18 protein-coding genes are annotated in these 22,910 nt (G+C 71.4%); 7 read left to right on the top strand and 11 right to left on the bottom strand.

Going from position 1 to position 22,910, the window contains the following annotated elements:
- Window positions 1-509 precede the first annotated feature (509 nt).
- From NI25_RS33005 to NI25_RS32985, 4 genes are read right to left on the bottom strand one after another with little or no spacing between them, the layout of a single operon-like run.
- Complete coding sequence (locus NI25_RS33005; RefSeq protein ID WP_078884790.1) at window positions 510-3,509, bottom strand: TniQ family protein; 3,000 nt, start codon at window positions 3,507-3,509, stop codon at window positions 510-512.
- A complete protein-coding gene (locus NI25_RS32995) occupies window positions 3,506-4,591 on the bottom strand; it encodes an ATP-binding protein (RefSeq protein WP_061445959.1) in 1,086 nt (361 codons plus the stop codon). The genes NI25_RS33005 and NI25_RS32995 overlap by 4 nt, the downstream gene beginning before the upstream one ends.
- Window positions 4,588-6,639 (bottom strand): Mu transposase C-terminal domain-containing protein, encoded by a 2,052-nt coding sequence (locus tag NI25_RS32990; protein ID WP_061445958.1) that lies wholly within the window; start codon window positions 6,637-6,639, stop codon window positions 4,588-4,590. The genes NI25_RS32995 and NI25_RS32990 overlap by 4 nt, the downstream gene beginning before the upstream one ends.
- Complete coding sequence (locus NI25_RS32985) at window positions 6,636-7,388, bottom strand: TnsA-like heteromeric transposase endonuclease subunit (protein WP_199561061.1); 753 nt, start codon at window positions 7,386-7,388, stop codon at window positions 6,636-6,638. Before NI25_RS32985 ends, NI25_RS32990 begins: the two co-directional genes overlap by 4 nt.
- A gap of 329 nt (window positions 7,389-7,717) precedes the next feature.
- On the opposite strand from NI25_RS32985, the gene NI25_RS32980 reads away from it, so the two are divergent.
- Window positions 7,718-8,599 carry an alpha/beta fold hydrolase gene (locus tag NI25_RS32980; protein WP_061445956.1) on the top strand — a complete coding sequence of 294 codons (882 nt, stop codon included), beginning with the start codon at window positions 7,718-7,720 and terminating at the stop codon, window positions 8,597-8,599.
- Here the strand turns inward: NI25_RS32980 and NI25_RS32975 are convergent.
- Window positions 8,551-9,420: an alpha/beta fold hydrolase gene (locus NI25_RS32975; RefSeq protein WP_061445955.1), complete on the bottom strand. Its 870-nt coding sequence runs from the start codon at window positions 9,418-9,420 to the stop codon at window positions 8,551-8,553. The two genes, NI25_RS32980 and NI25_RS32975, sit on opposite strands and share 49 nt — an antisense overlap.
- A gap of 252 nt (window positions 9,421-9,672) precedes the next feature.
- Between NI25_RS32975 and NI25_RS32970 the strand changes: the two genes are divergently transcribed.
- From NI25_RS32970 to NI25_RS32945, 6 genes are all read left to right on the top strand, one after another.
- A complete protein-coding gene (locus tag NI25_RS32970) occupies window positions 9,673-10,332 on the top strand; it encodes an HD domain-containing protein (RefSeq protein WP_061445954.1) in 660 nt (219 codons plus the stop codon).
- A gap of 49 nt (window positions 10,333-10,381) precedes the next feature.
- Window positions 10,382-12,139 carry an NAD(P)/FAD-dependent oxidoreductase gene (locus NI25_RS32965; RefSeq protein WP_061445953.1) on the top strand — a complete coding sequence of 586 codons (1,758 nt, stop codon included), beginning with the start codon at window positions 10,382-10,384 and terminating at the stop codon, window positions 12,137-12,139.
- Window positions 12,140-12,289: 150 nt separating this feature from the next.
- Window positions 12,290-12,814 (top strand): RNA polymerase sigma factor, encoded by a 525-nt coding sequence (locus NI25_RS32960; RefSeq protein ID WP_267485732.1) that lies wholly within the window; start codon window positions 12,290-12,292, stop codon window positions 12,812-12,814.
- A 52-nt stretch (window positions 12,815-12,866) separates the two neighbouring features.
- Window positions 12,867-13,550, top strand: a complete 684-nt coding sequence (locus tag NI25_RS32955) for a hypothetical protein (RefSeq protein ID WP_061445951.1) — start codon at window positions 12,867-12,869, stop codon at window positions 13,548-13,550.
- Between the two features lie 88 nt (window positions 13,551-13,638).
- Window positions 13,639-15,192, top strand: a complete 1,554-nt coding sequence (locus NI25_RS32950) for an ABC1 kinase family protein (protein ID WP_061445950.1) — start codon at window positions 13,639-13,641, stop codon at window positions 15,190-15,192.
- Window positions 15,193-15,267: 75 nt separating this feature from the next.
- Window positions 15,268-16,164, top strand: a complete 897-nt coding sequence (locus NI25_RS32945; RefSeq protein WP_061445949.1) for an SAM-dependent methyltransferase — start codon at window positions 15,268-15,270, stop codon at window positions 16,162-16,164.
- A 66-nt stretch (window positions 16,165-16,230) separates the two neighbouring features.
- Here the strand turns inward: NI25_RS32945 and NI25_RS32940 are convergent, their stop codons facing one another.
- The 6 genes from NI25_RS32940 to NI25_RS32915 are packed head-to-tail and all read right to left on the bottom strand — an operon-like array spanning window position 16,231 to window position 22,599.
- Window positions 16,231-17,475 carry a wax ester/triacylglycerol synthase domain-containing protein gene (locus NI25_RS32940; protein ID WP_061445948.1) on the bottom strand — a complete coding sequence of 415 codons (1,245 nt, stop codon included), beginning with the start codon at window positions 17,473-17,475 and terminating at the stop codon, window positions 16,231-16,233.
- A gap of 56 nt (window positions 17,476-17,531) precedes the next feature.
- A complete protein-coding gene (locus NI25_RS32935) occupies window positions 17,532-18,854 on the bottom strand; it encodes an NAD(P)/FAD-dependent oxidoreductase (protein WP_061445947.1) in 1,323 nt (440 codons plus the stop codon).
- The gene (locus NI25_RS32930) at window positions 18,851-19,453 is read right to left on the bottom strand and encodes a flavin reductase family protein (RefSeq protein ID WP_199561060.1); all 603 of its coding nucleotides are present in this window, start codon (window positions 19,451-19,453) and stop codon (window positions 18,851-18,853) included. Before NI25_RS32930 ends, NI25_RS32935 begins: the two co-directional genes overlap by 4 nt.
- Window positions 19,425-19,892, bottom strand: a complete 468-nt coding sequence (locus NI25_RS32925; RefSeq protein ID WP_061445946.1) for an aromatase/cyclase — start codon at window positions 19,890-19,892, stop codon at window positions 19,425-19,427. Before NI25_RS32925 ends, NI25_RS32930 begins: the two co-directional genes overlap by 29 nt.
- Window positions 19,893-19,942: 50 nt before the next feature.
- A complete protein-coding gene (locus NI25_RS32920; RefSeq protein ID WP_233520796.1) occupies window positions 19,943-21,472 on the bottom strand; it encodes an aspartate aminotransferase family protein in 1,530 nt (509 codons plus the stop codon).
- Complete coding sequence (locus tag NI25_RS32915; protein WP_061445945.1) at window positions 21,472-22,599, bottom strand: SDR family oxidoreductase; 1,128 nt, start codon at window positions 22,597-22,599, stop codon at window positions 21,472-21,474. The genes NI25_RS32920 and NI25_RS32915 overlap by 1 nt, the downstream gene beginning before the upstream one ends.
- Window positions 22,600-22,910 lie beyond the last annotated feature (311 nt).

The following is a 22,910-nucleotide window of genomic DNA, read 5'->3' as shown; positions in this document are numbered from 1 at the left end:
CAGTCCGATGTCCCCACCCCGCGCCATGGTGTAGGGAGGCACCGAGTGCCGGGTCAGCGTGAGTGCTCCAGGGCCGCCCGCCGCTTCGGACGCGAACAGGCGTTGTACGGCATGGAAGTGGCGCTCCTGCAGCCACCGCTGTCGATCACACTGGCGTGACCCGGGACGGGGGTGCCCCGCTCCCACACCAGCGGGACGGCGGCCCGGTCGTGCACCAGGACGTGGGGGCCGCGTACAGCAGCGTCTGCTCATCGGCGGTGACGCCACCCCTGCCGGCAAGCCGCTCGATGACACACGCCCGGGCGGCCGGGGTCAGGGACCGAACCAGGTCGTCGAGCGCGCCGACCACGCCGGCCGAGGGGATCGTGGCGTACACCCCGTAGCGCTCCGGGATGAGCGACGACAGTAGCCGGTCCAGGCACCGTCGTGGCGGACGTCGTCGCCTTCCTCGCCTGGCCAGACGGGTGGTGGTTGACGGGCCAGAACATCCGTGCCAACGGAGGTGTTCTCTAACCGATAGGGGCACTGTGAGGCATTCCACTGATTTCGCTCCCTGCCGCTGCGGCCGGCAGCGATGTGAGTTGCGTCGAACGTTGCTGGAGTTCGTGCTCCGCGGCTCGGCGCCCTTCGGGTGTGAGCGCGTGGTATGTGCGGCGGCGGCCTGGGCCGCGTGTGGCTGGTGCCCGGGTGCGCCAGGAGACATCGTCCTCGGGGCGGCTGGTCAGCCATCCCGCGCGCTGGAGGCGTCTGAGCTGGTCGGAGACAGTTCCCTGGGAGAGACCGGTTCGGGCGTGGATCTGTGCTCCGTAGCTCTCCTCGTCGGCGTGGGAGAGAAGATCGTTGAGGAGCGTGAGGGTTTCCTGATGGATGCGGATGCGTTCGACGGCGATGCCGTCGAAGGGCGCCAGCGGGCCGCGTGGCCGCCTGCGGCGGGCGGCGGCTTTAGCTTCGGCGAGGGACGCGGCGTCAGGTTGGGGGCGGATCTGGTCGGGGGTAAGGGCGTCGTTCATCAGCTTCTGGATCTGGGGTCGGGCGAGGGCCTGCAGCAGTGAGTGGCCGCGCAGGGTGGGGCGGTGGGGTCTGGTCTGGACGGATCGGTAGTAGAGGGTGTGGCCGATGTCGGTCTCCAGTCGCTTGAACTGTGTGGTCAGGGCCTTTCGTTCGCATGCGAGGTAGGCGCTGGCGGTGGCCAGGTTCGGGAAGGCCATGGCGATCTGGAAGCGGTGCAGCCGGAGCCAGCCGTGCAGCGTTGCTTCGACAGCAGCACGGACGTCACGGGGGACGGAGCGGTCGAGTTTGGCGGTTATGACGGTCCGGCTGTGAACACCCTGCGGGCGCAGGGGAACGCCGAGCCGCCGGAGTCGGCGCCGAACGGTCTCGTCCTCAGTTCCGATCTCCTGGGCGATGTCGTAGGTGGAGCGTTTGCGGGTGAGGTATTGCTCGCGCAGCCAGTTCTCGTCGATCGGGACGGGACGCCTGGAGTAGTAGATCGTCAGCCCGACTGCGTTGGCCTGTTCGAGAACGATGCCCCGGGGCAGGTCGACCTCTTTTGCGATCTGGGCCAGGGCCTTCCCCTGCTGGGTGTATTCCCGCTCGAAGAACTCGGCGGTGAGGATCGTCTGCGCCCGCTTCCGCAGGCGCCAGGAGGCCAGTGGCGAGTGCCGGCTGGTCCATTCCTGGGGCTCGGCGCCGATGCGTTCGAGGCCGAAACGGACGTGGGTGATGGTTGTTCCCAGCTCTCGTGCCGCCTCACGAGGGGTGCGCTGTTCGGCGAACACGATGTGCTTCAGGGCGTCCAAGTTGATGTCGGTGAGCGGGCGGCCGGGCAGCGACAGACCGGCGGCGCACTGTTCGGGTGGCTCCCAGGTGAGGGCCTCGGCGATGCCGAGCCGGTCGAGGAGAGCGCGGGCGTGGGTGTGCAGGGCATGTCGTTGGTCGAGGGTGAGGGTGGGAAGGAAGGCGAGGTAGCGGCTGCGGTCACGGGCTGACTGCCAGGCCAGTGGGTGAGCGGGGTCGGCGAGGTCCGATCCGGTCAGCAGGTGGTGGAGGTAGCGCTGTGCCTGGACGATTCGAGGGGTCTGGGCGGACTGGCTGAGCGATTCACCGGGCTGCGTACCGGTGGCGAAGCACAACTGTTTCCACGCCTCGTAGCTGATGGGCTCGGGAGGGACGAGGTCGCGGCGTCGTTGGTAGTCGATGGCGCCTTGGTGCTCGTCGAGATGGTCGGCGAGCCGGCAGAGCGCGATCAGCACGTCGGGGTGCATGCGGGTGATCCGCCGCAGCACGACTGCCATGGTGCCCGACAGGTAGGGGTGGAGCCGGTCGGTGACCTCGCGCGGAGTGCGCTGTGGTTCGCGGGGCAGCAGAAGCAGTGCGCAGGCCATGGCCCGGAAGTAATCCTCGTCGATACCTGCGTGCGGCATGAGACGGACGGTCCAGCCCGGCCAGAGCACCTGGGGAACATGCCGGAGGCGGTCTGTTGACAGGGGGGAGCTGACCGCGGGGTGTCCGGCGTGAGGGGTGGCCGACCGCAGGCGGAGCCGGTCCAGAGAGCGCATGTCTGAGTCGGCGGCCCGCAGGAACCGCCGGTGGGCGGGTGCGGATAGCCGACGCCACTGGTGGAAGTCCATCCCCCGCGGTGCCGGAGATGCCGTGGGTTGCTGCTGCCGTAGTCGGCGGATGGCGTCGATGGCCTCGGCGTCGGTGCCTGCGAGGACGGGACGCACGATGTGGGCGATGATGCCTCGGACCGCTGGTGAGAGCGCTTGAAGACGGGTCTGGAGGCTCGGAGGCGGCTGCCGCATCCAGCCCTCGACGACCGCGGTGCCCAGATCCTCAAGATCCGTGGTGCGGATCGCGCGTTGCAGCCAGGACGTGCAGGCGTTCAAGTCCGAGAAGACCGTGTGGGCCTCGGCGAGGTCGTGCCGGTCCAGCAGATCGTCGATCCAGTGCTGGGCTTGGAGCAGAGCGTGGCCGGCCGGGAGCACGGTAGAGGGTGCGGTGGTCAGGTCGGTGCCGCAGACGGGTCCACTGCGGATCCTGCGCAAGCAGGTGGCCGGCGGGTGGAGGTGGTTCCCGCGGGGAAGATGGCGTCGCGGTGCGGTGTGGCAGCGCGGGCAGAGGTCATGCAGCAGCACCTGGTGGGTGGTGCAGGCGAACACCCAGGGCAGCCACCAGCGCAGCAGCCAGTGGCCCTCGCGTTCCTTCAGACACTTGGGACAGAAGCAACATCGGGGCTGCCGCTGCGGGCCCCAGGGCAAGTTGGGGTCCAGCACCAGTGCATCCAGGCGTCCTTCGGGAAGGTCGGTGACACGTTCGAGATTCCGCAGAACGTCCGGCTCCAGGCCGGTGACCAGGAGGCGAGTGGTGAGCACTCGCGGCAGACGCAGGATGTCCATCAGGGCAGGTAGCGACAGGCCGCTGCGGCGGCCAAGGGCTTCCAGCCAGCTGTCCAGGCTTTCCCCGGGCAGCGGGGCGACTCGCAAGGGCAGTACTCGCGGCGCCGTCATGAGGCCGCCTGGGTGCCGGTGAGGGTGCCGTGGGTGAGGGCGGCGGCCAACTGCTGCCGAGCCTGCTCGGAGGCTTCATCGAGGCGGACTTCATCAAGCAGGTCGCGAGTGAGAGCTTCGGTGCCGGTGCGGATCGCGCGGTAGCAGCCCCGCATGACCAGCGTGAAGTACGACCCAATGTGCCCGCTGGTGCGTTCGAAGAGGTAGTCGGCGTTGCGACCGAGCATCCCGGGGCGGTGATCGGCAAGGGTGAGCTGGCGTTCGGTGGCTTTGAGCAGGCTCCGCCAGTGGCGCCGGCCGTGGTCGGTGCTGAGGCAGAAGGGGGCGACCTCAAGTCGTGTCCAGCGCCGAGCGGTCTGGGCCAGGGCGACGTTCTTGCCGCTCAGGCCGTCGGCGAAGAAGCGCCGTTCGGCCAGGCCCACGCCGACGTAGATGAACGTGACCGGCAGCTCGTTGGCGAGCCACTTGAGGTGGTTGGAGACCGCCAGGCCGTCGCGGCGGTCCAGGTCGATGAAGTGGATGTCGTCGATGATGCCCAGCTGGGTCTCGCAGGACAGTACGCAGTCCAGGGCATGGCTGGCCAGGGTGGCTGCGTTGGCGCGGTCGGTGGCCGGGTGGCCGTAGAACTCGCAGATCATCCGGTTCAGGGTCCGCAGCGTGGTGTTGGAGGTCAGTCCGACGCGGAAGGCAGGGACGCGTTCGTGCCCGGCGTCGGTGACCGGGCCCAGGCGGCGCATCTGCTGGCGGTCGAAGGTGCGGCCGAAGAGGTTGGCGACGGTGGTCTTACCCAGGCCGGGCAGGGCATCGATGACGGCCGCGGAACGGATGCGGTCACCGTCTTGCCGGTTGGCCGCAACGATCTCGTCCAACGCATTATGAACAGCGGCAAGTTGAGGAGTCTGGACGATGCCGAAGTTGGCGTGCCAGTCGTGCCGGGCGTCGTTGTAGTCCTCGGCCGCTTCCTCGCTCAGGGCCTCCAGCTGACGCCGAGTAAGGATCTCGGGCCGCTTGCGTGGTGCCTCGTCGACGAAGCGGCGCCAGCCCTCCTTGCGGGAGAGGCTGAACAGGTTGGGCTGCCTCATTCGATCACCTCGAAGGCGTCCGCGTAGTAGTCCTCGTCCTCCGGTGCATCGAAGATCTCCTCCTCGTCGTCGCTGTCCCCAGCTGGCGGATCTGGTACCACCGTCAGCTCGGGCCGGGCGGTGGCCGTGGTCTGGTCAGGAAGGGTGGGCAGGGACAGCGCGGCCCGTTCGGCCGACAACCGCACGGCCATGCGGCGTTCACGCCGATCCGTGACCAGCCCCTGGTCCCAGCGGGCCAGCAGTTCGCCCAGGGTCTCGGAGGCGTCGATGTGCCGTCCGGTGCGGGCGGCCAGCCGCCGGGCATAGGCGGCGGCCTCGGCGCTGAAGGCCATGCTCAGCGCGGGTGCATGTTCCCACTGCAGGGCATGCCAGGAGCCGTCGTCGGGGTCCTGGAAGTAGACGAACCGCACGTCGTCGGGATTGACCCGGATGGGCCACCGTCCGGCCAGCCGCCCGCCGTAGGGGCTGGTCGTTCCCCGGCGGCCGTCCAGTGCGGGCCCGTTGTAACGCATGCCGTCGACATCGACGCCGTAGTGCTGGATGGTGCGGGGCTTGATCTGCAGAAACTCGAATGCCAGCTCAGCCGTGGCGGGCATCCGCAGCCGTCCGGCCCGGTGCAGTCCGATGCGTAGCATCTCCAGTGGGGACAGCTCCAGCTTGGGCCACTGCGGGACGACGAGTCCCTCATGCGCGCGGCGATGGAACACCTCGCTGACCCACTCGCGGATGATCTCCTCGACCTCGTGGAGGTAGAAGAACGCCTGATCCTCGATCCGCTCTCCCCGGCTGTGAACGTCCGGGCCCTTGTAGGCGGGCAGATGCTGGATCAGCCCCTCCCGCAAAGTGCGGAAGAACCGCTCGACGGTCGGCTTGTCCGTCGGCTTCTTCGGCTGGGCCGGCTGGATCGACATGCCCAACCGCGTGCAGACGCTGATGACATGCGCGGACATGAACGCGCGACCATGGTCGATGATCAGCGTCTCCGGTGGACACAGCCCCCTGCCGGGGACCAGGCCCTCCTCGGTGAAAACCACCTGGTCCCATAGCCCGTGATACGGAGCCAGCTCAGAACGGGCGTCCTCCATCGGCGGGCAGACCGCCTCGAACAGCACGCTGGCGACATCCACCGCCTTGGTCGAGCACGCCGTCACCCGCAACCCCACGATGCAGCGGGAGAACAGGTCCTGGGCGACCGTGACCTGCACGGGCACCCACCGGCAGGTGACCGGCTCCATCGCGTAGATGTCCAAATCCTGCGTATCGAGCACCACGTACTCGCCCGGCCGTGTCGCCCGCAGCCGTCCGTAGGTGCCGCGGGGGCGATCCGCAATCGAACGACGGGCCTTGGCGCTGCCAGAGACAGCGTTCGTACCTTTCGCCAGCCGGGCCAGGCGGTTGTAGGCGGTGCTGCGGGACGGCAGAGGGACCGTTCCACGGCCGAACTCCTCAGTCAGCTGGTCCTCAATGCGGCGCAGCACTGCTGAGCGGGTCGGCGTGGAGGCGTTCACCAACTCCGCCAGCACCCGGCGCAGGGCCTCGTCCCACCGCGGATCCACCCGCGAACCCCGGCCCATGAGGGCCCGAGCGTCCACGAGTCCGGCCTCGCCGACCTCCCGGTAGGCCGCCACCCACCGGTCGATGGTCCGGGGCGAGACCTCCAGCTCCGCCGCCTTGGCCGCGGTGCGCTCACCGAGCGGCAAATCGGGATTGAACTGCTCACGCGGCTCGTCGCTCAGGGCCCGGCCCACATCTCCGGACCGGTAGCCGGTCAGCACCTCCCGGACGTGCCCCGCGCGCTCGTGTAGTTTCGCGCGCTGGGAGGCCGACAGGTTCGCCAGCAGAACAGACGCCCCCTGCACTTCTGGCTCATGCCTCTCTTCCAGAGACCGGGCACCGGCGGCCAGCCGCCCCAGAGGCAGCGTGCTGAACTCGCCTGTCCGCTCGTTGCGCAGCGTGGCGGCGAGACCCTCCAGCTCGACAACCTCCACCACGTCGCCACAGTAGAGCAGTCGCACTCCGGGGAAGACGGTCACTGCCTGCCCGTTCACAACGCCACCTTGACCGTGGTCGTCGACGCCAGGGGACGGCGCAGGTCCGCGACCAGCGCTCCGGACCAGATCAGGTGCAGCACCAGCGGACGCATCACCTCTACTGGAAGCCGACCGGCCAGGGCCGCTTCGATTCCGCCGACGGTCGACTGGCCTCGTGCCGCCGCAAGCACCGTCGGCACCCAGTCCATCTCCAGCAACTGAGGGCGCCGGAAGCCTGCGAGGAACCGGACGTTCTCCACCACGGTGGCATCGCCGCCCGACCAGGTCTCATAGGCCCACCCGCGTCGAGCGCACACGCGTCGCGTCCACGTGAACTGTGCGGTCACTTTCGGGTCCTTCATGCGTGAGGGGGCTTTGACATCGACGACGGTCACCAGGCCGTCGGCATGGACAAGCAGCAGATCAGGGACGTGGTGTCGAAGCCGGTCGCCGTCACGGCCGGCCAGATGGAAGGGTTGGGATGCGATCTCCACCACACTGTGGTCGAAGTCGGCCAGCAAGATTCGAGCTAGTTCCAGCAAGCTCTCGTAGGCCACCAGCCGCTGCACCGTGGCGGCGTAGTACCAGCCCGAGTAGTGGCGACGGCCCTTGTACCAGCGGAAATCCCGCACCGGCACACCACCGCTCACCTCGCCGACAACGAGGCGGTCCAGGTCGGTCTCAACCAGTCGACCGTCTGCCTGCCGATAGCGGACCGAAACCGTCCGACCTTCTGTCGCACTCTCCCAGCTGGGCACGCGTGCCACGGCAACTCCCTGTGCAGGTGATACCGACACGGGGACAATGGCGGGCTGCCAGCGCAAACTTGCTGAAAGCGCGCGATAAACCAACCGAAAGCGTGGTTCTTGAACCGAGATGACGTAGGTCGTTCGCGTACGGCCGCCCCTGGACGATGGGTCTCTAGACGACAAGTTGATGACACATCACTTGGACAACGACATCTCTAATCGGAACCTACACCCGCGGTGTCCAGGCGGAATCGGCCCGCCCGACACCGGGGCTACCCACCAGTAGTACTTACTGACAAGCTGTCTACCCCATGTCGATCCATTACGTGTTCCCGACAAGGAGTCCCATGTCGTCCGCAACGCTCTCCTTCACGGCCCCCACCGGGCACGGCCCGCAGGACATCACCCTCGCCTACGCGCGCGTGGGCGCCGGCGAGCCGCTGCTCCTCCTGCACGGCATCGGTCATCACCGGCAGGCCTGGGACCCGGTGGTCGACATCCTGGCCACCGAGCGCGAGGTGATCGCCGTGGACCTTCCGGGATTCGGGGAGTCGGCGGCGCTGCCGCACGGCCTCCCGCACGACCTGCCGACGACGAACGCGGTACTCGGCGCCTTCTGTGCCGCGCTGGGCCTCGACCGCCCGCACGTGGCGGGCAACTCGCTGGGCGGCCTGCTGGCGCTCGAGCTCGGCCGGGAGAACCTGGTGCGGTCGGTGACCGCGCTGTCCCCGGCCGGCTTCTGGTCCCAGGCCGAGCGGCGCTACGCCTTCGCTGTCCTGACGGGCATGCGCCGCACGGCGCGGGGGCTGCCGCTCCCCCTGGTCGAGCGACTGTCCCGGACGGCCCTCGGCCGCACCGCCCTGACCAGCACGATCTACGCGCGCCCCGGCCGGCGCTCTCCCGAGGCCGTGGTCGCCGAGACCCTCGCGCTCGCGCATGCGGAGGGGTTCGCCGAGACGCTGCGGGCCGGCCGGAGCGTACTGTTCACCGACGACGTGCCGGGCGTCCCCGTCACCGTGGCGTGGGGCAACCGGGACCGGCTGCTCCTGCCCCGCCAGGGCATACGCGCCAAGCGCACCATCCCGCACGCCCGCCTGGTACGGCTGCCCGGCTGCGGCCACGTCCCCATGAACGACGACCCGGCGCTGGTGGCCCGCGTCGTGCTGGACGGCAGCCGCGCTCAGGAGGCGAGCGCGGCGAGGACCTCTTTCAGCACGGTCGCGTTGTAGGGCATGCTCACGTGCGGCGTGTGGTCGTCCGGGTCGATGTCCTGCAGGACGACGTTCTTGACGTAGCGCCCCTCCGTCTGTTCCAGGGCGCATGAGGTGTACGGGGTGACCACGTCGTCGTACCGGGTGGCGATGACGGTGTGGCGGACCCCCTCCGTCGTCTCGCCGAGATCGGCCAGCTCCCGCTGGAAGGGGTGGTCGTGCTGCAGCTGGGGCCAGGCCGGCACGACCTCTCCGACGGCACCCTGTTCGAGCAGTTCCACCGCCCCCGGGATCTGGCGGGCCAGGTTCATCAGGCCCTGGGCGGTGACGCCGTGGTTGCTGGGTGAGATGCCGACGAAATTGTGCACCTTGGGCCCGCCGCCGAGCGCGTTGAGGAAGTAGCGCGGCATCATGCCGCCCTGGGAGAAGCCGACGAGGTCGACCTGCTGGGCGCCCGTGCGGCGGAGCACCTCGTCTACGAATTCCGCGAGCTGCCGCGCGGAACGCTTGATGTCGCCGAGGCCGAAGATCACCGGATTGCCGTGCTGGCCGTAGTCGAGCCGGAAGACCCGGTGCCCGTGCTCGCGCAACAGGGGGGTCGCGGTGCTCCAGGTGTAACCGCGGTTGCCGAAGGTGCCGTGCACGAGCACCACCGGACGTGGATGTTCCTCGCTCGGCGGCGCGTTCCAGTCGTCTTCTCCCGCCTGGACGTCGACGGTGGCGATGACCTGCGCTCCCCCGGCCTGGGCGATCGCGCCCAGGCGGTGCGGTGCCTCGGTGACGTCGGTGACGACGTCGTCCGAGTTGACGCCGGGGAGGCGGGGGTTGAGGAAGCTCATGGAGTTCTCCCTTTCCTCGAGAATGAGGCTGTGGCGGATCGGACTTCTCAGTCTCACGTCCATCAAATCCCGCAACGATCCCTCGCCCGGGGGAAAGAATTCACTCCATGGAGTAAATAGGGTTCATTTTTTCGAATCTCTTGAAAAGAGGGGTCGGAACGCGTTCTGAAACGGGGGTCGAGGTGCTGTCCGAGCGTAAAGACAGATGAGACGGACACTGCCAATGGGGCAGCAGCGCAAGGGGGTTGGGTCATGGCCGCAGGTCCCGGGGGTCCGGAGGCATCGGATTCCGGTGCGGGTGATGCCGGTTCGCGTTTCGTCCCGCCGAAGGGGCTGCCCGCGGCATGGCAGCCCCTGCTCGACCGGCCCGCCCTGGCGGAGCTGCTCGGGCATCCACTGGCGGGCGCCGCTCTGACGGAGATGCGCCGGCTACTGCCACCGCGCCTCGCCGTGCACTCCCTGCGGACGTTCCTGCTGGCCGACGCCTGCGCGCGCAGCCACGGGACGGCGTACGACCGGGTCGGTCTGCTGGCCGCCGCGGCGTTCCACGACGCCGGACTGGTGGGGCGCTCGGGGCTCGGCCGCGGCGGATTCCCGGGCCGTTCCGCCCAGTTGCTCGACGCGTTCCTGGCCCGGCACGAAGTGGGCCTGGGGCGGCGCACCGCCCTGACGCGTGCGGTGCGCGAGCACATGCGGCCGTTTCCCGCGCGCGACGCCGGGCCCGAGGCGCGGCTGCTGCACTTCGGTGCGTGGCTGGACGTCACCGGGCGCGGGGAGCGGCACGTGCCGGGCGACCGCGAGCGGTTGGCCGATCTGGCGCCCACTCCCTGGTTCGCCGTGTCCTTCTTGGCCCGGGTGGCGGCCTGCGGGCTGCGCCGGGTGCTGCCGCGTTCTCCCGTCGCCCCCCGGTGACCGGCCGGACCGGCAACTCGTCCTTCCCGTTGCGAAAGGAACCGCCAACATGCAAGAAGACCAGCGTGTTTTCGATGTCGCCATCGTCGGAGGCGGCATCGGCGGGACGATGCTGGGGACCGTCCTCGCCCGCCACGGCGTGCGCGTGCTGCTGCTGGAGGGCAGCGGCCATCCCCGGTTCGCCATCGGAGAGTCCACCGTCCCCGAGACCACCTTCGGGCTGCGCGTCCTGGCCCGCCGCTACGACGTCCCGGAGATCGAGCACCTGGCGACCAACGCGGCCCTGCGCCGCCACGTGTCGTCGAACTGCGGGGTCAAGCGGAACTTCGGTTTCGTCTACCACCGGGAGGGCGAGCCGACCCGCCCCGACGAGTGCACGCAGTACCCCACCTGGGGCCCGCCGCTCGGCCCCGACTCGCACTACTTCCGGCAGGACGTGGACGCGTACATGTTCCACGTCGCCGTGTCGTACGGCGTCACCGCCTACACCCACACCATGGTCGACGACGTGAAGTTCGAGGAGGACGGTGCCACTCTCGTCACCCGCGACCGCGGCAGCTTCCGGGCGTCGTACGTGGTCGACGCCGGCGGGATGCGGGCCATGCTTCCCGAGCGGCTCGGGCTGCGGCAGGAGCCGCCGTACCGCACCCGCTCACGCACCATCTTCACGCACATGGTGGGCGTGCGTCCCTTCGACGCGGTGTCGCCGCCGCGCGAACAGCACCGTATGCCGAGCCCCTTCAGCCAGGGGACGCTCCATCACATGTTCCAGGGCGGCTGGCTCTGGGTGATCCCGTTCGACAACCAGTCGACCAGCACGAGCGAGTTGTGCAGCGTCGGGCTCAATCTCGATCTCGACCGGTACCCGCGCCCGGACGACGTCTCGGCCGAGGAGGAGTTCTGGCGGCACGTGCGCCGGTTCCCCAGCGTGGCGCGGCAGTTCGAGCGGGCGCGGGCGGTCCGGCCGTACGTGTCCACCGACCGGACCCAGTTCGCCTCGCAGAAGGTGGTCGGCGACCGATGGTGCCTGCTGCCGCACGCCAGTGACTTCATCGACCCCCTCTTCTCCAGCGGCCTCGCGGTCACGGTGATGGCGCTCAACGCACTGGGGCACCGGCTCATCGACGCCGTGCGCCAGGACGACTTCGACACCGCCCGGTTCGCGTACCTGGACCACTGGACCAAGCGCATGTTCCGGTTCTACGACGACCTGGTGTCCTGCAGCTACATCGCGTTCGACGACTTCGACCTGTGGAACGCCTGGAACCGGGTGTGGACCCTCACCACCCTCTACGGCACGAACGCGCAGAACCAGGCCGCCGTGACGTACGAGAAGACGCACGACCCGGCATGCTTCGACATCCTGGAGATGCCGCCGTACCGGGGTCTCCGGGGGATGGACAATCCCTGGGTGGAGCGGATGTTCGACCAGTCGCGCGACGCCGTGCTCGCCTACCGGGCGGGCGAGTTGACGAAGGAGAAGACGATCGCCCGCATCTACGAGGTGCTGGGCGAGAGCGGCCTCGTCCCGTCGGTCTGGGGGACGCTGGACCCCGGCAACCGCTGCCCGTCCGGGGTGTTCACGCTCTGGCCGCTGATGAAGATCCTGCTGTGGGGCAAGTACCGCTCGCCCCGGCACGTGCGGGGCTCCTACTTCACCGGGGGCGCGCGGCTGGTGGGCAAGGAGGCCGTCCAGGCGTACACCAGCGAACTGCGCGCCGGCAGCTCGCTGGTCCACCAGACCGTGCGGGACATGTGGCTCAACTGGAACCGCGACTGGGCACGCCGGCCCGCTCCTCGGAAATGAGCGCGAAAAAACATTTCGGCCGACTCGCGGAAGCATACATTCCGGTTTGCCGCTCCAGAGGCTCGGGTAGGAAAACCACATGGCCGACAATTCGAAAGTCGGCCGCGGTTCTCCCTGCCCAATCCGAGAGACAACGGGCTGCAATCCACCATGGTGCGACATTCCACCTGCCAATCGCCCGCTGAATGCTCCTGGGAAGACATCTTCCAGCATCAGGACCGCCTCATGCGATTGGTTCGACGACGACTGCCGAGTTTCCAGGACGCGGAGGACTGCGTTCAGGAAACCATGGCACGCGCAGCCGCTCACGCCTCGTTGGACAGGAACCGGCTCGGTTCCTTTCTGACGTCCGTGGCGCTCCGCCTCTGCATCGACTTCTACCGCGACATGGAGCGACGCAGCAGACTTCTGCAGCGCGCAGTGTTCGTGGACACCTTCGGCACGACCGAGGACGACGTCTGCGACCAGGACTTCGGCCGATGGCTGCTGAACCAGGTGCAACACCTGCGGGGACGGGAACAGGAGGTCATACTCGCCCGCGCAAAAGGAATTTCCACTGCGGAATTCGCTCGCATGCACAACATTTCCGTCAAGGCGGCCGAGGCCGCTTTCACCAGGGGTCGCGCCCGATTGAAAAGCGCCTGCGCGAAATCCTTGGAAGGTTTCCCCGGATAACGGCCGGAAGCCTCACCTCTCCCATCGCAGAGAAACAGAAGGGGCCACACTCATGGGCAACAGCAAGAACATCCAGGACATCATCAAGGACTTGGTCGGTGATATGACCGACGCCTGGAAAGAGGCCTTCGACGACCTCCTGAACCGCGACGACGACTCGGGTTCGCCGAGCGGATCCGGCAGCGCCGTCAACACCCTGGCCGGGCTGCCCCCGAACGCGTTGGGCGCACTGGCCGGGGCCCTCAATCCGGCGACCGCGCTCGCGGGGGCCGCCAACCCGCTGGCCGCCCTCGGCGGGCTCGGCGGGCTCGGCGGCGCCGTCAACCCACTCGCCGCGCTCACCGGTGCGGCGGGCGGCGGCAACCCGCTCGCGGCCGCGCTCGGCGGGGCCGGCAACCCCCTGGCCGCGATGGGCGGTGCGGCCAACCCGCTCGCCGCGGTCGGCGGCGCCGCCGGTGCGCTCGGCGGGCTCGGCCAGTTGGCCGGAGGCCTCGGACACGCGGCGAGCGGCGCGGGTGACCTGATGTCGCTCCCGACCCAGCTCACCCAGCTCACCCAGGTACTCCCCAAGCTCGTCGAGGCGGTGCAGGGCCTGCAGAACATGGCCAATGTGCCGGCCCAGGCCGGACAGCAGGGCATGGCCGCGCTACAGGGACTGACGGGACAGCTGGGCGGTCTGACGGGTCAGCAGGGGGGCGACAAGCCCCACGGCGGTCAGTCCTCGGCCTCGAGCTGACCGTCGTCCCGCCGTCCCGCCGGCCGGCCCCACGCGGTACGCCGGCCGACGTCCGTACGCGCACCCCACCTGAGGAGGATCACACGCGATGGCGTCTGTCGTCGGCGATCGACTGCGTCTCGTGGTCAAGGTCCTTGGCAGCCTCGTGGCCGACGAGGTCGGACTGACCACCCGGCTGCGGGGGCGTACGAAGCGGGACTCCCGGTCCCCGGCGGAGGACGCCGATGCCTCCGCCGGGTCCGACCAGCGCCGTGCCAAGGCGGTGCGGCAGGCGCTGGAAAGCCTCGGCCCCTTCTACGTGAAGCTCGGTCAGATCCTGTCCACCAGACCCGACATGGTCCCCGAGTCCATCCGTGACGAACTCCAGAACCTGCACGACGAGGTCGACGTCCAGCCTTTCTCGGAGTTCGAGCCGGTGCTGGCCCGGGACCTGGGGCCGGACTGGAAACTGCGCTTCGACGACGTCGAGACCGCCGCCCCGCTGGGCGCGGCGTCCCTGGCCCAGGTCTACCGGGTGACGCTGCCCGGCGGACGAGCCGCCGTGGTGAAGATCCAGCGGCCCGGCATCCGCGAGGGCGTACTCGCCGACATGGCCCTGATGCGCCGGGCGTCGCGGATCGTGGCCCGGGTCGCTCCGCGGTTCAACGAGGTCATCGACATCGAGGCGATGCTCGGCTCGGTCTTCGACGCCATGGAACCGGAACTGGACTTCACCGGCGAGGCCCGCAACATGGACGAGGCCCGCGAACACGTCCGGTCCTTCCGTTCCCTCGAGGTGCCCCGGGTGCTGCACGCCAGTCCGCGGGTCCTCGTCCAGTCGCTGGCGGACGGGAAGTCGGTGCGGCACGTCGACCGCGCCCACTTCACGGACGGCGAGCGCGTGGAGATCGGCAAGGACCTGCTGCGCTTCATGTACCACGGGTACTTCGTGCACCGCTTCTTCCACGCCGACCCGCACGCGGGCAACGTCTTCGCCGCCCCCGGGGGCCCGGCGACGCTGATCGACTGGGGCATGGTCGGCCGGCTGGACCGGCGCACCAGCCTGCAACTGCTGCCGCTGTTCATGACGCTGGCCCAGAACGACGGCGCGGGCCTGGCCCAGCACTGGGCCGAGATGGGCCGGATGACGCCGTGGGCCAACATGCCCGCGTTCGCCGCCGACATGGCCGCCTTCGTGCCCAAGGTCTCCCACCTGGCTCTGGAGGACATGAACTTCGGCGTCTCGCTCACCACCGTGCTGGCCAAGGCGACCAAGCGGGGCATCGGTTCGCCGCCGGCGGTGTCGCTGCTCGGCAAGTCCTTCGCGAACCTGGACGGCTCGGTGCGCTGCCTGGCCCCCGAGATCACCCTTCCGGAGGTGTTCCAGGGGGAGGTGCCGAAGATCCTGTTCGCCCTCGGCCGCGAGTTCCTGGGCCGCAACCAGTTCGCCCGGAACTCCATGGAGCTGCTGCTGGCCGCGGTCACCGGTCCCGACCAGGTCCGGGGTGTCCTGTCCGACGTGGCCAACCGCCAGTTCGCGCTGAACATCCACGAGCCGCGCACTCCCCCCGCGATGGGCGGCCAGCGGCCCGCCCGCCCCTCCAAGGGGATGCTCGCGCTGGGTGCCGCGGCCTTCCTGCTGGGCCGCCGCCGCTCGGGCTGACACCGGCCCCGCACCGCCGCCGGTCCGTTCCACGGACTCCTCTCCGTCACACTCCGTCCGTTTCCAGGAGGTCCCATGCCGGAATCCACCCGACCGCAGTCGCTCACCGGGCCGCGGTCCCCGTCCGGGCCGGCCGCCCGAGCCCCGGAGGGCCTCTCGCACGCGGCGCTCTGGACGGCCGCCGCGCACGCGGCGGAGGCCCTGCGGCCCGCGCCGTTCGTCCTCGACCCGTGGGCCGCCGACTTCCTGTACGCGGCCCGGTTCCAAGGGGGCCCGCCCGGTGAGGGAGCGATGCAGCGCCTGCTGCCCGACTGGCAGGTGGTCCGGTCCCGCTTCTTCGACGACTACCTGCTCACCGCGGCCCGTTCGGGCTGCCGTCAGGTGGTCGTCCTCGGAGCAGGCCTGGACACCCGCGCCTTCCGGCTCGACTGGCCGACCGGCGTGCACCTCTTCGAGGTCGAGGTCCCCTCCGTCCTGGCCTTCAAGGACCGCGTGCTGGACGGCAGCCCGGTCACCTGCGGACGCCGCACCGCCGTCGGGGCCGACGTCACGGGAGCGTGGGGCGGGGAACTCGTCGCGGCAGGGTTCGATCCGGGCAGGCCGACCGCCTGGCTCTGCGAGGCCCCGCTGTACTTCCTCCGCCCCGACCAGGTGACGGCGGTCGTCGCCACGATGACCGGACTGTCCGCCGACCGCAGCACCTTCGGTGCCGAGTGTGTGAACGCCCGTGCGGTGGACTCGCCCCTCGTGGCGCCCTTCCTCAACGCCCTCGCCACGATCGGAGCGGCCTGGAACTGGCAGCTCGCCGAGCCGGAGGAGTGGTGGGCGGAGCACGGCTGGGACGCCCGGGTCGCCGATCTGTTCACCCTGCCGTACGCGATGGAACGGCTGGCCCTCTATCTGCCGCTGGTCGGCGAGGCCGCCGCCAAGTGCGCCTTCCTCACGACCGGAACGCTGCGCGGCACCCGCTGAGTGCTCGCGCCACGTACGAAGCCCCGGGTCTCCGCCCGGGGCTTCGTACGGTACGGCGAGCCGCACTCACCGGCGTTCCAGCTCCAGCAGCGCCGCGAGCCACAGGTCGGGGAGTTCGTCGGCGGTGCGGAGCGCCTCGTCGTGCACGACGGTCAGGCAGGCGGTGTCGTGCTGGCTGGTCAGCGTCACCACGCTGCGGATGCCGGACGCGACGCTGGTGTAGACGGCCGCCCGCCTGGCCGTGAGTCCCTGGTGGACCAGCGCCGTACCGAAGTTCACACTGCTCACCGGCCCCGCGACGAGCCTGCCGTGGACGAGGCGCACGCCGACCCGGGCGCCGGCCGACCGCGGGGTGGCCGCCAGGAGCGCGCGCATCGAGTCGCGGCGCCGGCCGGCCCGCAGCCCGTTCATCGCGGCCACCACCCGGGCCAGCGCCCGCTGCGGCGACTCCTCGTCGCAGGGCAGGAGGATGCGTGCGGTGACCATGCGGTTGCCGGGCGCCTGTTCCTCGCCCGGCGCGCGGACGGACATCGGGATCGCCACGGGCAGCGGCGGGTGGACCGCGCCGGTCTCCTTCAGGTGCCAGGTGCGGACGGCACGGGCCAGGGCGGCCAGGTAGACGTCGGTCACCGTGGCCCCGTACATGCGGCCGACGGCGCGGAGCCGGCCGAGCGAGGTGTCGGCGTGGCACACGTCGACGCGCCCGGTGCACACCCCGTCGAAGGCCGGTTTGGGGACGGCCGCCCCGAAGGCACCCGCCACGTCTCGCAAGGTGCCCGCGATGCCCGCCGCGGTGGGAAGACGGCGGGGTCTGGGGGCCGGTCCGCCCCCGGGGTCGTCGCCGAGCAGGGCACGGGCGGTGTAGGCGGCGCCCACCCCGTCCTGGAAGGCGTGGTCGGTGCGGTAGCACAGGGTGTGGCGCCCGGCCGGACCGTGCACCAGCCACACGTCCCAGGTCGGTCCGCCGTCGGCCGTCGGAGGACGGGAGAGCATCAGCCGGCCGGTCGCCGAGCCGTCGGTGTCTTCGGGCAGCCAGGCCTCGTGCACATGCCGGTCCACCGCGATCCGGTCCACCCGCCGGAACGTCCGGCTCTCGCGTGCGATGCGGTAGTGCAACGCCGGGATCCGGTGGGCGCGTTCGGCGACCCTCGCCCGCACGGAGTCCAGCGTCGGCGCCCCGCCGTCGAACGCGAACGCGAAGACGACGGGGAGCGGCCTGCCCCGCGCGGCCAGGTCAAAGGCGACGTCGACGGTGCCCATGGTCACGGACGGCGGCAGGCGGCCGTCCCTGCCGAGGCCAAGTCGCAGCATGAGATCCTCCCGGACGGTTTCAGGAACTGGAATGGGACACCACCGCACGCGGGCCGTCAGCAGACACGCCGCACGGCCCACCCGTGTGCGTCCACACAGGCGCGGAGCAGGGGGCGCACGGGGCCGCGCAGGGGCAGACGGGGGGCGCGCGAACGGTGCCAGGGCAGTGGTTCGCCCGGGTCCGGCTCGCCGAGCAGGGCCCCCGCCACATGCGCGCCGTGCGCCACGGAGAGCGCGAGCCCGTGGCCGCCGCAGCCGCCGATGTACCAGACGTCGGCGTGGCCGGGCACCGGCCCGACCACCGGCAGGTCGTCGCCGGTCATGCCGATCCGGCCGGACCAGCGGTGGGTGACCCGCACCCGGGCCAGGTCGGGGTGCAGGGCCCGCAGCCAGCGCTCCAGCCGGGCCCAGGCGCGCTCCCGCAGGGCCTGGAGACGGGAGGCGGCGAGCCCGGACGGGACCGCGGCGGTGCCGCCGCCCGCGATCAGGCCCCCGTCCGGGAGCAGCCGGAAGTACGGTGCCAGCGGCACGGCGTCGACCACGGCGGGTCCGGCGCGCCCGCCCAGCAGCTCGTAGGCGGCGGGACTCAGCGGCTCGGTCGCGACGGCGTACACCTCGAGCGGGAGGATCGTGCCGACCGGCAGATCCAGTGCCTGGGCCGCGGAGTTGACGGCCAGCACCGCCTGCCCGGCGTACAGGCGCCCGTGCGGGAGGACCAGTTCGGGTCCGACCAGGTCGCCGGGGCGCAGGGCGAGGAGCGGGCTGCGGCCGTAGAACCGTACGCCCTTGTCCGCGCAGGCACGAGCGAGCGCGCAGGTCAGGGCGGCCGGGTCGAGGGTGGCGGCCGGGCGGTGCAGGAGCGCGGCGCGGTAGGACACCCCGACGCGTTCGCGGATGCCGGCCGGGGAGAGGACGGGTACGTCCAGTCCCAGTTCGCGGCAGGCGCGGGCCTGGCGGACGAGTGCCACCAGGCCCGCGGGCGAGCGGGTCGCCATGAGCTGCTCGCCGGTCCGCAGTCCGCAGGGCACGTCGAGCCGCGAGCACAGGTCGAGCACGTCCCGTACCGCCTGCTGACTGGCCCGGTGCATCCGGCGGGCCGTCCGCGCGCCGAAGCGGCGCACCGCGCGGTCCAGGGCGGGTCCGGCCCGGGGGCCGAGGAGGCCGGTGCCCCGGCCGCTGGCCCCGGCGGCCGGGTGCTGTGCGTCGATCACGGCGATGTCGAGCCCCGGGGCGCGTTCGGCGAGGTGGTAGGCGCAGGACAGCCCGGCCAGACCGGCCCCGACGACGGCCACGTCCGCGGTGACCACGCCGTGCAGTTGGGGCTGCGGCGGCAGTTCCGCCCGCTCCCAGCACGGCGTTCCGGCCGGCTGCCCGCTCATCCGGCGGCTTCCGGCACCGGCTCGGTCAGGGTGCCGAACCTGCGGTCGTGCCACAGCAGCGGGCGGCCGGCGCCGACGTGCACGGCGGCCACCCGGCCGACGACGAGGTGGTGGTCGCCGTAGCGGCGGACGTCCTCGGTGAGACACACCGACCAGGCGAGCGACCCGGCCAGCACGGGGACGCCCAGCACCTGCCGGGTGTCCGTTCCCGCGAACCGCTCGGCGGCGGTCGTCGTGGGGGACGCGAACCGGCCGGCCAGCTCCTGCTGTTCCTCCCGCAGCAGGTGCACGGCGAAGGTCCGGCGGGAGCGTACGGCGGCGAGGGTGCGGGAGCCGTCCCGCAGACAGGCCAGGAGCAGAGGCGGCCGGGCGGAGAGGGAGGTGACGGCGGAGACGGTCATGCCGAGCGGGCCGTCCTCGCCGCGGGCCGTCACGACGGTCACCCCGGCGGCCAGCTTGGCGTAGAGGCCGAGGCAGCGGGCGGCGCCCGGCCCGGGTTCCTCGTGCAGGGGCTCCCCGTGCGGCGGTCCGGTGGGAGGGGACGGGAGATGGGCGGTCGCCGCCGCCCGGTCAGCCACGAGCCGCAGCCGCGTGCTCATCGATCACCTCCGCGTCCGCGAGGCCGCGCAGCACGCGGGCGATGTTGGTGCGCACGGTCGACTCGGCCACGGGGTCGAGGATCTCGGCCAGCGAGGGGATGCCCAGGTCGAAGGCGGCGGTGAAGACGACGAGGGTGCCGTCGCCCCGCGGCTCGCACCGCCAGCCTCCCTCGAAGGTCTGGAAGTCGCCGCTGAGCTGCTCGAAGGCGAGGGAGTGGGTCTCGGGCGAGTATGTGTCGCGCTCCCGCCAGCGCATCAGGCCGCCGCGGAACTCGACGGTCCAGTCCGAGACGGTGGAGCCGTCGGGCAGCGGCGGTTCGACGCGCACCTCGCGGAAGACGTCGCTGTACTCGGGGTAGCGGCCGAAGTCGCTGATGCGGCGGTAGACGTCGGCGGGTGCCAGGCCCTCGGCGAGGGCGTGCAGGACCACGTGGCGCATGGGGCGTTCGGTTCCTTTCCGGACGGTTGGCGGACGGGGGTGCCGGCCGGTCAGCGGGACATGCGGCCGGCCGTGCCGTGCAGGGCCTCGGCGAGGGTGGTCAGGAACAGGCCCAGCTCGTCGTCCTCGACCACGGCCGGCGGCGTCAGCCGCAGCACCCGGGTGGAGTTGAGGGAGTGGTTGACGAGGACGCCGCGGGCGATCAGCTCCAGCAGCAGTTCACCGACGGCTCGTTCCTCGGCGAACTCGATGCCGATCAGCAGTCCGCGGCCCCGCACCTCGCGGACCAGGCCGCCCTCGTGCGGCGCGCACACCTCCCGTACGGCGGCGAGGATCCGCGGGCCGAGCGCCGCGGCCCGGGCCACGGTGTTCTCCGCCTCCATCGCCCGTACGGTGGCCAGCGCGGCGGCGCAGGCGATCGGGGAGGCGCCGAAGGTGGAGGTGTGCAGGTAGGGGTCGCGGCTGAACGGCCCGTAGGCCTCCGCGGTGGCGGCCATGGCGGCGATGGGTACGACGCCGCCGCTGAGCCCCTTGCCGGCCAGCAGCACGTCCGGGCGCACTCCCTCGGCGTCGACGCCCCACCAGGTGCCGAGGCGCCCCATGCCGGTCTGGATCTCGTCGACGACCAGAAGCGCGCCGTAGGCGCTGCACAGCGCGCGCACCTGGCTCAGATAGCCGGGGCGGGGGATGCGGACGCCGCCCTCGCCCTGGACGGGCTCGACGATGACGCAGGCGCGGTCGCGCCGGGCCGCCAGCGCCTGTTCGAGGCCGGCCGGGTCGTCGTAGTCGACCTGGGTGACGTCGGGGAGGAGCGGCTGGAAGGGCGTCTGGTAAGTGGCGTTGGCGGTGACGCTCAGCGCGCCGAGGGTCTTGCCGTGGAAGCCGCGTCGGGTGGTGATCACCGAGGTGCGTCCGTGGGCGCGGGCGAGTTTCAGGGCGGCCTCGGTGGCCTCGGCGCCGGAGTTGACGAAGTGGACGTAGTCGACGCCGGGCGGGGTGTGGGCGGCGAGGGCCTGGGCGGCGCGGGCGGCGACGGGTTCGAGGAAGACGCGGCTGGCCAGCGGGTGGGTGTCGATCTGCCGGTGCACCGCCGCGACGACGGCCGGGTGGCGGTGGCCGAGGATGAAGACGCCGTAACCGCCGAAGTCCAGGAAACGGCGTCCGTCGTCGGCGTGGATCCAGGCGCCCTCGGAGCGGACCTCGGCCATCCCGCCCATGACCCGGCCCATGACGGCTCGGCCGGAGCCGATGTGCTGGAGGTAGAGGTCGACGACGTCGCTCCGCGCAGCGGGCTTGGCGGGCCGGGCCGGCTCGGCGGGTTCGATGGCCTCGGGCGGCTCGGCGGGCTTGCCCGGCTCGGCGGGCCGGGCCGGCTCGGCGGGCCGGGCCGGCTCGGCGGGTTCGATGGCCTCGGGCGGCTCGGCGGGCTTGGTGGGCTTGGCGGGCCGGGCCGGCTCGGCGGGCTTGGCGGGTTTGGCGGTGTCGGCTGTCCCGGTCGCTTCGGCGAGGCCGGCGGCGTCGGCGGGGGCCGGGGCTCCCCCGGGCGCGGCGGCTTCCGCGGAGGTGGGCGACACGGTCATCACGCCACCTCCGTGCCGGCCACCGCGGCCGCGGGCTCACGGCGTCGTCCGGGCAGGTCGGCCCGGTCCGCCGCCCAGCTCTCCAGGTTGCGTACCAGCGCGGCGCGGATGTCGGCGTGAGTGACGCGGGTGCCGCAGTGCGGCGTGCCGAGGGAGGTGTCGAACGGCAGCTCGCGCTGGAAGACCAGGAGGAGTTCGGCATAGTGCCGGAACCGCCGCCGGACCGAGGCGGGCAGTGAGGTGCCCTCCAGCATGGGCAGCAGCAGCCGGTGGACGGCCTCGACGGGGATGAGCCGGGGCCGCAGTGGCCGGGGCAGGCCGTGACGGACGGCGAACTCCGCGCAGGTGTCGGCGATCTCGCTCAGGGCGGGCGCCTGACTTCCCGCGGTGAGCCAGTACTCCCCGCTGCCGACGCCTGCGCGGATCAGGGCGCCGACGGCCCGGGTGACGTAGTCCTGGGGGATCATGTCGACGCGGGCGTCGGGGGCGCCGGGCAGCACCGGCACCTGGCCGAGGACCATCGCGCCGATCGTCTTGGTGAGGCCCTGCTGTCCGGCGATGCGCCCGGTGGCGGAGTGGCCCATGACGACGGAGGGCCGCACGATGGCACCGGGCAGCCCCGCCTCGCGCGTCAGCTGCTCGGCCCGGCTCTTGGAGTCGAGGTAGGCGGCGGCGCCCGGGAAGCGCTCCCTGTCCTCCTCGCTCGGCGTGTTGGCGACGAACGCGGTGCTGACCAGGTAGAACGGGGCGTCCGCACGGGCGGCGAGGTCGATCATCGTCTCCGCGCCGAGGGTGTTGGTGCGCACGATCTCCTCGGGCGGGGTGCGCCAGTTGGTCTGGGCCGCGGAGTGCAGCACCACGTCGACGCGCAGGGCCAGTTCGTACCAGGCGCCGGGGCTGAGCCCGAGGCGCGGGGCGAGGAGGTCGCCCTCGAGCTCACGCACCCGCGGATCGTGCAGGGGCCTGCTGCGGCGCAGGCAGAGCAGGTCGTAGTCGGGTGCCAGTTCGTCGATCAGGGCCCGTCCGAGGACTCCGGAACCGCCGGTCAGCAGCAGGGTGGGACGTTCGCGCACGGTGGCGCGGTGGGGTGTGGGCAGGGCGGTGGGACGGGTGGCGTTTCGCGGCATGGTGGGCTCCCCTCAACGGGTTTCGACTGCCGTGGAACCTGGGGGCGGTGGACGGCGGCCGGTGCTGGGCCGGGCCGGGCGGAACGGCGGCGGAACAGTTACAGGAACGGGAGGCAGGACGAGCCGGTCCGGCGTCCGGCCCGGGCCGGACGGGACGACGGCGGACCTGGGGCGGACGGGACGGCGGTCGGGCTGCCCGGGTGGGCCGGGCCGGGCTCGGGGCGGGGAGCGACGGCGGGTCACGGGCCCGCCGGCCACGATGGCCGCTGTCGCGGGCGCCCCGTGGCCCCCTGGCCCCGGTCGTCGGACGG

The organism is Streptomyces sp. CCM_MD2014, assembly GCF_000772045.1.
Classification (GTDB): Bacteria; Actinomycetota; Actinomycetes; order Streptomycetales; family Streptomycetaceae; genus Streptomyces; species Streptomyces salinarius.
The sequence above is the reverse complement of the archived record's forward strand: the minus strand, read 5'-3'. Positions and strand labels throughout refer to the sequence as shown.